General features: G+C 36.1%; 10 protein-coding genes and 4 tRNA genes. 10 read left to right on the forward strand and 4 right to left on the reverse strand.

Annotated elements, in window-relative coordinates; all coding sequences use genetic code 11:
* Positions 1 to 87: 87 nt before the first annotated feature.
* On the reverse strand, positions 88 to 969 hold the full coding sequence (locus JGE69_RS07315; RefSeq protein WP_032052273.1) for an ATP-binding protein: 882 nt from the start codon (positions 967 to 969) through the stop codon (positions 88 to 90).
* 177 nt (positions 970 to 1,146) lie between these two features.
* Between JGE69_RS07315 and JGE69_RS07320 the strand changes: the two genes are divergently transcribed.
* The 8 genes from JGE69_RS07320 (at position 1,147) to JGE69_RS07355 (ending at position 5,414) form a co-directional block, all read left to right on the forward strand.
* A complete protein-coding gene (locus tag JGE69_RS07320; protein WP_005073515.1) occupies positions 1,147 to 2,655 on the forward strand; it encodes a DUF3336 domain-containing protein in 1,509 nt (502 codons plus the stop codon).
* Positions 2,642 to 3,457 carry a protein kinase domain-containing protein gene (locus JGE69_RS07325; RefSeq protein WP_060464714.1) on the forward strand — a complete coding sequence of 272 codons (816 nt, stop codon included), beginning with the start codon at positions 2,642 to 2,644 and terminating at the stop codon, positions 3,455 to 3,457. Before JGE69_RS07320 ends, JGE69_RS07325 begins: the two co-directional genes overlap by 14 nt.
* Before the next feature lie 92 nt (positions 3,458 to 3,549).
* A tRNA-Leu gene (locus JGE69_RS07330) sits at positions 3,550 to 3,634 on the forward strand.
* 55 nt (positions 3,635 to 3,689) lie between these two features.
* Positions 3,690 to 3,763 (forward strand) — tRNA-Trp (locus JGE69_RS07335).
* Between the two features lie 27 nt (positions 3,764 to 3,790).
* Positions 3,791 to 3,875, forward strand: a tRNA-Leu gene (locus JGE69_RS07340).
* A gap of 67 nt (positions 3,876 to 3,942) precedes the next feature.
* Positions 3,943 to 4,016, forward strand: a tRNA-Trp gene (locus tag JGE69_RS07345).
* 439 nt (positions 4,017 to 4,455) lie between these two features.
* Positions 4,456 to 4,665 carry a cold-shock protein gene (locus tag JGE69_RS07350; RefSeq protein ID WP_086265869.1) on the forward strand — a complete coding sequence of 70 codons (210 nt, stop codon included), beginning with the start codon at positions 4,456 to 4,458 and terminating at the stop codon, positions 4,663 to 4,665.
* A 278-nt stretch (positions 4,666 to 4,943) separates the two neighbouring features.
* Positions 4,944 to 5,414, forward strand: coding sequence for an AnBLUF65 family BLUF photoreceptors (locus tag JGE69_RS07355; protein WP_130172372.1), 471 nt, complete (start codon positions 4,944 to 4,946; stop codon positions 5,412 to 5,414).
* Here the strand turns inward: JGE69_RS07355 and JGE69_RS07360 are convergent, their stop codons facing one another.
* Both JGE69_RS07360 and JGE69_RS07365 read right to left on the reverse strand, forming a co-directional pair.
* On the reverse strand, positions 5,415 to 5,738 hold the full coding sequence (locus JGE69_RS07360) for a hypothetical protein (protein WP_130172373.1): 324 nt from the start codon (positions 5,736 to 5,738) through the stop codon (positions 5,415 to 5,417). It abuts the gene before it with no gap.
* A 706-nt stretch (positions 5,739 to 6,444) separates the two neighbouring features.
* Positions 6,445 to 7,596 (reverse strand): alpha/beta fold hydrolase, encoded by a 1,152-nt coding sequence (locus JGE69_RS07365; protein WP_032004656.1) that lies wholly within the window; start codon positions 7,594 to 7,596, stop codon positions 6,445 to 6,447.
* 432 nt (positions 7,597 to 8,028) lie between these two features.
* On the opposite strand from JGE69_RS07365, the gene gltS reads away from it, so the two are divergent.
* Together gltS and JGE69_RS07375 are read left to right on the forward strand one after the other, a co-directional pair.
* Positions 8,029 to 9,264 (forward strand): sodium/glutamate symporter, encoded by a 1,236-nt coding sequence (gltS, locus tag JGE69_RS07370; protein WP_014207191.1) that lies wholly within the window; start codon positions 8,029 to 8,031, stop codon positions 9,262 to 9,264.
* Between the two features lie 192 nt (positions 9,265 to 9,456).
* Positions 9,457 to 11,292: a monovalent cation:proton antiporter-2 (CPA2) family protein gene (locus tag JGE69_RS07375; protein ID WP_199112926.1), complete on the forward strand. Its 1,836-nt coding sequence runs from the start codon at positions 9,457 to 9,459 to the stop codon at positions 11,290 to 11,292.
* A 148-nt stretch (positions 11,293 to 11,440) separates the two neighbouring features.
* On the opposite strand, the gene JGE69_RS07380 is transcribed toward JGE69_RS07375, so the two are convergent.
* Positions 11,441 to 11,674, reverse strand: coding sequence for a hypothetical protein (locus JGE69_RS07380; protein WP_032005361.1), 234 nt, complete (start codon positions 11,672 to 11,674; stop codon positions 11,441 to 11,443).
* Positions 11,675 to 11,895 lie beyond the last annotated feature (221 nt).

Genomic DNA, 11,895 nt, shown 5'->3' on the forward strand with positions numbered 1-11,895 from the left:
GGGCTATCTTTGTTTTAGGTTATGAAAAACAACTGCCAAAGCTAAGCGGTTTATAGGCCAAAGCTAAGGCTTTGCGGGACATTTTATTTAATTGTTAGACAAATCTTTTAATGCGTTTAAACCAATCCAATGCTTAGAAAACTGATAAGCCGCTCGACCAGAGCGCTGACCACGCATCTGACACCAACGTAAACTTTCAGCACGAACTTCATCATTGAAAGGCATGTTTGCTTTATCAAGATAATGCTCAACGATTTCTAAATATAGGTTCTGATCCATTGGATAAAAAGATAGCCATAGACCAAAACGATCCGACAAAGAGATCTTTTCTTCTATCGCTTCTTGTGGATGTAGTTCAGTATATTGGGGAACATCGACCTTAGTTACAGGTGTATTTTCATGCATGAATTCTGGTAACAGGTGGCGACGGTTACTGGTTGCATAAATAATAAAATTACTTGAACCTGACTGTAATGAACCATCTAATACACTTTTTAGACTACGGTAATTTTCATCTTCGGCATTAAAAGCCAAGTCATCACAGTAGACGATATATTTTTCAGGTCGATTTTGAATGAGTTTTTGAATTTTAGGTAAGTCTGATAAATCATCACGTTCAATTTCAATTAAACGTAATCCTTGAGGAGCATACTCAGTTAATAAAGCACGAACAATAGATGATTTTCCTGTACCACGTGAGCCGGTTAACAGCACATCATTTGCTGGTAGGCCATTTAAAAATTGCAAAGTATTTTGAATAATTTTTTCTTTTTGACGCTCAATGCCTTTTAAGTCATCAAGATAAATATTTTTTGGCGTATAGATGGCATTAAGTTGCTGATTTTCCCATCTAAAAGCAGGTGCAGTAAAATCTGTTTCTTGTCGAGGCTCAGGCAAGACTTGCTGTAACTGATTTAATACAAGTGATAATGTTTGAACTAAATTGTCCGGTAAATCAATGGTAGCCATGGTAAGTCAATCATGTTAAACAGTGTTTGATAGGATACTAACACCGAAATTAACAGGCTGACAAAAAACTTATTGCCTATACACTTTATCGGTTTTGCAATTGATTGAAATGTTCAGACCGAGCATAGTGTTGTGATGTCTATTCAGTAAAATCATCTGTGAAGATGAGGACGAAATATGTTTGAAAAAATACGAAGTGATATGAATCCACATCAGGCTTACCGTATCAAAAAATTACAACGTCAATTAGACATGGCTGAATCTTATGAAGAATGGAAGTCTTTTGCATTAAAACTAGATGAAGAAACAGGTGTGCAAGAGTGGAAATTTGATAATAGTTCACCTTATTTCGATGCCGAGCTCATTTCTTATCGATACACTTTGCTCAAAAGATATCGTCAGCAACATCGCACATTAGACCTCATTTATTTACTTAAAGAAGGTCTAACTTACGATATTGCAAATATTGGTCATCCAATGCTTTTTGCCGCAACACATGTCGGTACAAAAAAGTTAATTGAAGACTATATTGAAGAAGTTAGCCAAAGCTTGGCTTACATTGCTTCAAGTGAATGCATTACGTTTCAAAGAAAAGAAAAAATAGAGTTTTTTGAAAACTGTGAAAAGGCGTATGGACAACCTGCACTTATGTTTTCGGGCGGGGCGACTTTAGGACTTTTTCATACGGGAGTATGTAAGGCTTTAATTGAACAAGACTTAATGCCTAAAGTGCTCTCTGGCTCAAGTGCAGGGGCAATTATGACAGGTATGCTTGGAACCTCTGCCAGTGAAGATATCCAAAACTTATTAAATGGTGAGCAATTTTTTAGTGATGCTTTTCATTTTAGGAAATTCCGTGAACTCATTAAAGGCAATGGTGGAATTGCCGATGTTCAGTATTTGAAAAAATTCCTCATTGAGAACTTAGGTGATCTTACTTTTGAAGAGGCTTTCAAAAAATCTGGTTTAAACATTAATGTGGCAGTGGCGCCATATGATGCAACAGAAAACCCAAGAATTATGAACGCCATTATGACACCGAATGTTTTGGTTTGGAGTGCTGTATTGGCTTCATGTGCCGTGCCAATTTTATTCCCGCCGGTACGTTTAACCAGTAAACGTTATGACGGTGAACATACACCTTATATGGCAAATACAAAGTGGGTGGATGGAAGTGTACGAAGCGATTTCCCGCAAGAAAGAATGGCGCGGCTTTATAATTTAAACTATACGATTGCGAGTCAGGTTAACCCACATATTGTTCCATTTATGCAAAATGATGCGGATCGCTTCCGTAAAGACGTTTTAAGTTGGCCTGAAAGAATTCTAAGACGCCAAGGTAAAGTGCTATCAATGGGCATTATGGACTTTACGCGTCAACGACTTGGTTCTATATCCCCAGTTAGAAGATTGTTGGATCATGGCTATGGCGTAATGGGACAGCGTTATTATGGTGATGTAAATATCATTGCTAAATATAGCCTAAGTCACTATACCTATACTTTGCAAAACCCGCGTCCGCATCTGTTTAAGCGTTTGCAAAGAGAAGGGGAACGTGCAACTTGGCCAAAAATTTCTTCAATTGAGACCCATGCTCGTATTGGTAAGACAATTCAGCATTGTTTAGAAGTTTTGCGCTTTGAAGAAAAGAAACAACAGCCTGAGTCTTATTATGCTGAAGCATGATTTTGCTTCGCATATAGAAAACTTAACATGTGTAACAAAGCCAACAAGTGCAGCATTAGGACGGTGTTTATGGACATGTACCATAGATACCAAGAATTACTGGTTAAAATATCATTTGCCTGAAACCCATGCTCAAAATGAGCAAGATTTCATGCATGAGCAACTATTTTATAAAGAAATTCACCTTAAAAAACCTGCATGGCTTTTACCTTATAAATTGATTGAGGTCAGTTTAATTCCTCAGCTAGGCCATTCTTTGGGTAAGGTTTTAATTTTACCTGATAGTGATGTGTGGTTCGGTTCATTGACTCATGAAAGTGATTTAACTGATGTATATCGTAAGATTTGGTTCGCAATAAATAAGCTTGCAGAACTTCATGAACTTGGCTGGATTCATGGAGACGTTAAGGCAGAGCATTTTAGAAAGTTTCAGCAAAAGCCTTATTTAATTGATTTTGAGAAAACGAGACCGATTTCAAGTTGCGATACAGTCATGGATGCAACACCTCGTTATATGGCTCCTGAGCTATTTAGAGGAGGGTATAAGGGAATACAAAGCGATTTATATGCATTTGGCATCGTTCTATATGAATGGTTAACACAAACTCGCTTAGAAGCTGGTAGTTATCGTGATTGGGCAGTCTTGCACTGTCAAAAATTAAACATTCAATTACCCACGCAGTTTTTGATTTTTTATCCCTTACTTGCAGGTTTATTACAAAAACAACAGCAAAATCGGTTTTCAAATGCTGATGAAGCAATAAATTGCTTAAAAGAGATTCAAATTGATAAAAATCATTGATCTAGTATCTGTATACAATTTACACGGTTAGTTTTTTTTAGAAAAAAAACACTTGTCACTGTCAGATCTTATCGCTAATATACACAGCCATCGGGGGCGTGGCGAAATTGGTAGACGCACTGGATTTAGGTTCCAGCGCCGCAAGGTGTAAGAGTTCGAGTCTCTTCGCCCCCACCACTTTAAGCTAATAACTTAAAGTTTGATGTAGATGTTAAGTCATCTAGATCTTGGAAGAGGATTGGTGTAATGGTAGCATGACGGTCTCCAAAACCGTTCGTCAAGGTTCGAGTCCTTGATCCTCTGCCACATTTATTTTAAATAAATGTCCCAGATGGGGGCGTGGCGAAATTGGTAGACGCACTGGATTTAGGTTCCAGCGCCGCAAGGTGTAAGAGTTCGAGTCTCTTCGCCCCCACCATTGAAAAAAGCAAGACGATGATCTTGCTTTTTTTATGATTAAATCTTGAGTGTTTAATCATGAATATAGAGGATTGGTGTAATGGTAGCATGACGGTCTCCAAAACCGTTCGTCAAGGTTCGAGTCCTTGATCCTCTGCCATCAAATAAAATAAGGCTCCTATTCGGGAGTTTTTTATTATCTATATTTTTAAAAATAACTTTTCATCCGTGCTCAAGCAATTTTCTAAATAGACATTTTTATATCTGTTGCTTTCCAATGCTTTTATCACATCATAGATTGTTTTTTAATTAAGCAATGTACTGAATTTCTTAATCTTTTTTTAAGCTATTGTTTTATATTTATTTAACTTAAGTTTTGGAAATTATTTATATAAAAGCCTTGAATACAATTTTATTTCATGTATGATGCTGTTAACTAGAAAAAAGACTTGTTAGTAAATCTTCTTTTAAGTATCGTAGTTTTAGTCATAATCCTTCGTTTTTTAAGATATTAAGCTCAATTTGTTATTCTTTTTTCAAAGTTATGATAGGGTCATTATTTAATGATTCTAAAATATTAGAAATCAGTAGGATATATCATGTCTAATACAGTAAGTGGTACAGTAAAGTGGTTTAACGAAACTAAAGGTTTCGGTTTCATTCAACAAGACAACGGTCCAGATGTGTTTGCTCACTTCAAAGAAATCACAGGTTCTGGTTTCAAAACTTTGCATGAAGGTCAACGCGTAACATTTACCGTTACTCAAGGGCAAAAAGGCCCAAATGCTGTAAATATTATTCCACAATAATATAACAGCAAGTAAAAAAAGCACTTTTTAGTGCTTTTTTTTATTTTAGCTTTTAAAGAAATTTATTGTTCTTTTAGAGCATTAAAAGCCCTCAATAGGAGGGCTTTTTATTTTCTTGTGAATATAAATCATTAGTTATTAAGCTCTTATAGTTAATAATCGAACGTATTTTTAAAATAAACTTTAGAATATGAGTGAAATATAAATTATTAGTAATAGAGATATGCTAGATTAAAAAATCTTTAAATAAAGAAATTTTATATTTCACGGAATTGCTAATGAACGTTCGCCTGTGTTATGCCAGTCAACGAAACGAAAAAAATGAAGATTTGTTGCAAGATTTACGTGATATTTTGACAGAAGCACGAGATTTCAATGATTTGAATCAGATCTGTGGGGTGCTCTATTATGCCGATAATGCTTTCTTTCAATGCTTGGAAGGTGAGCGAGAAGTGGTTGAACGATTATTTGAAAAAATTACAAATGATGAAAGACACCACAATGTTAAATGGTTGTGTACATATTCCATTGAACAAAACTCGTTTCAACGATGGTCAATGAAATATGTACAACGTAATACAAATATCGAATCTTTCTTTCTAAAAATGGGAGAAAGTACTTTTAATCCTATTCGTCTCGATGAGCAAAATTTAAAAGCTTTCATCAATGAATTGGTTATTGCTGAGCAAACCAAAGTTAATACAGTTAAAAAGGTGGGTATGGTGAATCGTGGGGTGAAACCGTTTTAGCTATTTGGCTATCACGCCAATATGGATGGTCTTGAGTTTAGGTAATATTTTAGTCATGACTAAATATACAATAACTGAACTTGCGAGCATCCATATCACTTCTAAGCTTTGACTAATGACAAACATAGCCCAATAAAAAAAGCTAAATAGGGCGAGACAGAGTCCACTACCTTTAAAATACCAAGTAATAAATATTCCAAACAGTGCAGAAGAGAGAAGAAGATTAATCGTCTCGTTTATTCCTATGTAATTAAAGAAAATAATCAGTAAGCATAAAGCTAACATTGATAGTAAATATACAAATATATTTTTTGCAATAAACATTTTCTATACCCTATCTGATGATTAAAAAAGTATCTTTCCTCTGTTTCCAGAGGAAAGATAGTACATATTAATTTTTGAGATTCTTTTTCTATTATTAAGAGTTTTTATATTAATAAAGATGACTTTATCATTTTCTCCAGATCTCTTTATTAATATTCAGCTTTCTATTTAATAGTAAAGAGTGCTTATATGTACTGAAATTAATTATAAGAAAAACAATCAGTTGAGTTGTAAGCTTTGGCTTACATAATTGTGAGATATTGCCTACATTTGTATAAATAATGATCAAATTTTACAAAATTAAATTTATAAAAATAATTGTTTAACAGTAACTTAAGTAAATATATTGTTTAGATGAGCTTTACATAAATAACAAAAAGTAACATCAACTTTAAGAGGTACTTTTCTTAAAATTTATAAATATTAATAAGAAAAAATTGATCTATTTAAAAAATTTTAACATTTGATAAAATATTGTTTTATTAAGTTGTATTTCTAATAAATAAAATTTATGTGTTGAAGGATTTTAATGTGATTAATAGTGAGGAAATTATATTTATATTTTTGAGTTATCTAGTAATGAGCTGCTTTTGAATTATGAGAAAAAACTACTGTAATATAAATGAAACTAGAATATCAGACTTATAAAATTTGAATTATGGCCAGCATAGAACTGACTACACTGGCTTTACTGCTTTTGAATTAATTATTCTGAACGAGTAGCTAACCAAGTACTCACTTCGGGCCAGACCGTAGTGGGTGCTTGACTACCAGAAACTACGCCCATATGACCACCGGGTACCACCTTAAATGTTTTGTCTTGGCTACTAATTAAATCCATGAGTGGTTTAACAGCATCAGCTGTGACAATAATATCTGTGTTGCCACCAACAGCTAACACAGAGCATTTAATGTCTTTTAGATAGGCGGTAAGTTCACCAAATTTAACTACACCTTTAGATAATTCATTATCAATCCAGAAACGGAGAATAATGTCGCGCATGACACCGCCCGGATAGGCCAGCATATTATCGATAAATGAGCTTGAGGTTGCATGATCGACAATAAACTCTCGGTTATCTAGATTTTTAAAAAGTTCCCAATATGTTTTCAAATTTCCAATCGGATCCGTTAATTTAAAGCCAAGCGTGTTTTGCCAGCCATGAATATGAAATGCTTCACTTGGTACATGATGGCGAATACGAAACGGCGTATGTTTGCGAACCCATTCGGCAGGTTTGGTAAGACTACCGTATAGTTTCCCCATATAACCTGCTTTATGTGTGTCGATAGGGGAAGCGAGAATAATTAGATTTTTAATATCTTTATCTTTAAACAATGCGGTATAGCAGAGCGAAAGTGCGCCGCCTAAACTCCAACCATGTAAAGAAAGTTGTTGCTGACCGCTGTGTAGGCGAACTTGCTTTAACATCTCTGGCATGAAAACTTTAATATAGGTCCCGAAGTTGTATTTTGCTTGGTGTCGGGTTGGTACGCCCCAGTCAATTAAGTAAACATCAAACCCTTGGGCTAAAAAGAAACGTACAAAACTACGAGTAGGGAACAAATCGTAAATGAGCATGTTCACTGCTAGTGGTGGAACAATAACTAAAGGTACGCGGTGTTTAGGAGTAGAGGTATCAGTTTCATTTTTATAATGGCGTAAGGTAATGATTTCATGCTTATGAATCACATCAAAAGGTGTTTTTCCTGACAAAGCTATTTGAGGGCCTCTGAAAAAGAGATCTGATGCATTGATCAGCATGTGAGGTATTTTTTGACCAGCACGTGTCTGAAGAGATTTTTTAATAGATTGAAGCTGTGGAACGTTCTGACGAACTTTAAGCAATAAACTCATTGAATATAAAACCTATAAAGATGTTGCCCAGAACAGTAAAGAGCTGGTCTTTGAAGGATATTAAAGTGAATGATGGAGAAGTTCAGTGACCCAAAAGACAGGATTTTTCTTTAAATGTATCAAGTAGAGCTTAGCTTAGCCCAACATACTCTTACTTAAAAAATCGGTAATAAGATTGAGGCAACCAGATGTCTTGATTTCATCGCTTGAGCATTTAAATGTTTAAAAAATTAATTATCAAAGCAATATAGAAATTTAAGAGAGGATACATCATGATTTTTTACTAAATACTCAAAATAATACATTGATTTATATTGGTATTATTAAATAAAGATGGTTTTTGTAAAGTTTGTTTGTGTTTTTTTTAAATAATAAAAAATAAAATATAATTATTTTACAATCCATTAGGAATGTAATCAGAAAGTAGTATATATGGAATTTGTTTTTAATGGTTTTTATACACTAATTTCGGCGGTTATCGTCTTATTGTTGGGCCGCTTTCTTGTTAATCGTATTGATTTTTTAAAACGTTATAATATCCCTGAACCTGTAGCGGGTGGTTTGGTTGCTGCTGTAGTTTCTTTACTTGTCCACACATTGTGGGGGTATAGCATTGTTTTTAGTAGCGAATTACAAACCAGTTTTATGCTCGTGTTCTTTGCTTCAATTGGGTTGAGTGCCAATTTTATGAAGCTTAAAGAAGGTGGTACTGCTTTAATCATCTTCTTAATTTGTGTAGCCTCATTTATTGTTGTGCAAAATGCTGTTGGTATGAGCCTTGCGACTTTATTGGGCCTTGACCCACTTATTGGTTTGATTGCTGGTTCAATTACCTTAACAGGTGGTCATGGTACAGCTGGCGCATGGGGTGAAATTTTAGAAAGTCAGCATGGTATTCAGGGTGCTTTAGCATTAGGTATGGCGAGCGCGACCTTTGGCTTGATTATTGGTGGTGTGATTGGTGGGCCTTTAGCGAAATTGCTTATCAATCGTTACAGCCTTGCTCAACCAAAAACCAATGCTGAAATTCAAAATCGCGACACACATCTTGAACAAAATTCAGATGACCTTGCTCCGTTTGAAAACCCGCATCAAGTCCGTTTAATTACTGCCGATAATGCAATTACTACACTGGGTATGTTTGCAGCATGTTTAGCGTTTGCTGAATTTATGACTGGCTTTAGTAAGGGAACGTGGTTTGAGTTACCAACTTTCGTTTGGGCACTCGGTGGCGGTGTAATCTTAAGAAACATTTTAGAAAGCGTGTTGAAAATTGATATTTTCGACCGTGCGATTGATGTATTTGGTAACGCGTCTTTGTCGCTTTATTTAGCAATGGCATTGCTTTCATTAAAGCTTTGGCAACTTGCCGACTTAGCTGGTCCGCTTGTAGTTATTTTAGGTGCGCAAACCATTACGATGGCTTTATATGCGGCATTTGTGACGTTCCGCGTCATGGGCAAAAACTACGATGCAGCAGTATTGGCAGCAGGTCATTGTGGTTTTGGTATGGGTGCAACACCAACAGCCGTGGCAAATATGCAAGCCATTACTAATATGTATGGTCCATCGCATAAGGCTTTCTTAATCGTTCCGCTTTGTGGTGCATTCTTTGTCGACTTAATTAATGCGACAGTCATTCAGCTCATGTTGAAATTTATTGCCTAATATAAAAAAAGCCCGTTAGGGCTTTTTTTATGGGTGTTTGTCCATGAATATTTGATTCTTATTTATAGGCTCAATTTTTATTTTCGGATCATTAAACCATTTTATTTTTAGGATGCTTTTTCTCAAAACTAATAATCGCCCTTAAACCTCGTTTCACATAGAATAAATGCAGATAAATAAAATGAGAAATGTATGAGCTCAGAAGCACATTCAATTAGCTTGGTTGCCCCCGTGGTTTTATTGGCGGCTGCTGTCATTGCGGTTCCTATTTTTAAACGTATTGGTTTAGGTTCAGTATTAGGTTATTTAATTGCGGGTCTAATTATTGGCCCATTTGGTTTTGCTTTTTTTCAAGATTCTACAGCAATTTTGCATATTGCCGAGTTGGGAATCGTGATGTACCTCTTTGTGATTGGTTTGGAAATGCAGCCGTCACATTTGTGGAGTCTTAGACGCGAGATTTTTGGCCTTGGTACGCTACAGATTATTATTTGCGCGCTGGCTTTAACTGGTGTCGGGCTTTTATTTGGTTTTACGTGGCAAGTTGCTTTTATTGGTGCTGCAGGGTTTGTATTAACCTCGACTGCAATTGTGATGCAGCTCTTGGGTGATCGGGGTGATCTGACTCAACCCCGAGGACAAAAAATTGTAGCCATCTTACTTTTTGAAGATTTACTCATTGTGCCATTGCTGGCTATTGTTGCTTTTATGGCACCGAATCATGTGGTCGAAAGCACATCGGTACGTCTAGAAAATATAGGGATTGGTTTGCTCGCAATTGCAGGGCTTATTGCGGCAGGATATTGGTTACTAAACCCATTATTTAGACTGTTGGCCGCTGCCAAGGCCCGAGAGGTCATGACGGCTGCGGCTTTACTGGTTGTGTTGGGTGCGGCGTTACTCATGCAAGTCAGTGGTTTGACTATGGCGATGGGTGCTTTTTTGGCGGGCGTGCTTTTATCTGAATCGACCTTTAGACATCAAATTGAAGCGGATATTGAACCATTCCGAGGAATATTGCTGGGCCTGTTTTTCCTTGGGGTCGGTATGTCATTGGACTTATCGGTAGTTGCTCAAAACTGGCAACTGATTGTGAGTGGCGTAATTGCCCTGATGCTTGCCAAAGCGCTCATGATTTATATAGTCGCTCGAATAACGAAAAGCTCTCATACTGAAGCGTTAGACCGCGCTTTACTTATGGCTCAAGGTGGAGAGTTTGCCTTTGTACTTTTCTCGGCTGCGCTAAGTGCACAAGTTATTGATAATACTATTAAATCTAACTTAACCGCCATTGTTGTGCTTTCAATGGTGTTGACTCCAATTGTCGGTATTATTTTCAAACGTTTTACTCAAGCAAAAACGAAGGTTTCATTAGAAAATATCAATATTGCCGACGGGCTAAGTGGTAGTGTTTTAATGATCGGTTTTGGGCGCTTTGGACAGGTTACTAGTCAATTGTTGTTAGCAAGAGGTGTCGATGTCACCATTATTGATAATAATACCGACATGATTCGAAACGCCGAAAAGTTTGGTTTTAAAATTTATTATGGCGATGGTTGCCATCTAGATATACTGCATGCGTCTGGCGCTGCAACAGCACAAGCGATTGTGGTGTGTGTAGATAGCAAGGAAACGACCAATAGAATTGTAGAACTCGTGACCCATGAATTTCCTTTGGCAAAATTATTAGTCCGTTCATATGACCGTGAGCATTCACTGCATTTAGTTAAACAAAAAGTGGACTTTATGATTCGTGAAACGTTTGAATCTGCAATTAAGTTTGGAGGTGTGATTTTGCAAGAACTTGGTGTGGATGAAGATGAGGTAGAAAGAATTACAGAGGAAATTCGAGATTTGGATAATGAGCGTTTTGAAACTGAAATCGCTGCAGATGACGTCAATGCGGGAGCAGGTATGCAATATACACATACTCATCATCCAAGACCTACAGCACCGTTGATTCGACCAAAACAAGAAGGGCGGATTTTAAATAAAGAAGATACTTCAGATAATGAAAGTCTCAATTAGTATAAAAATATCTGTAAAAGTTCTGTTTAGAAGAGCTTTTACGGAATGACTATAAATGCTCTCAAGCTGTACATTTCACTGGGGTGTTATATAAATAAAATCGCAAATAGAAGAGGTGAAGAACTTTTTATTTTGAACTCTTAAAAACTTACTCAAGCTCTAATTGGTCATCATCTTTTGTAATTTTAATTTTTAACTTTTTATATTTTCGCTTATTGGGATCTAGGGCTGAGTTCATCACTTCATCTGCAAAAGGCGGGCACTGCATCAATTTTGCATAAGCCCTGTAGCCGATGCGTATACGAGTAGGCGGGCAATCGGTTCTTTTTGAGTAGTATTCAATGAGTGAGTTCAGTTCTTGTAATAAAGTTTGCTGTTCCATCATACATACTTAACAATTAGATAACTCAAGCATAATAGATTTAAACCTTGCGCTGTGTACGTGTTTATAATACATACCTCTTTAAATTGTGATGCAGTTCTCTAAAAATTATCTTTTATGTATCAAGTATGTTTTAAGCCAGATTGCGGTGTTTTTTTAATTGAAATGTCATAAAGAAAGGCTAATTTAGACTCATAACAAAAATGATGAAGATTGTTGCG

The organism is Acinetobacter sp. C13 (assembly GCF_016809775.1).
Classification (GTDB): Bacteria; Pseudomonadota; Gammaproteobacteria; order Pseudomonadales; family Moraxellaceae; genus Acinetobacter; species Acinetobacter pittii.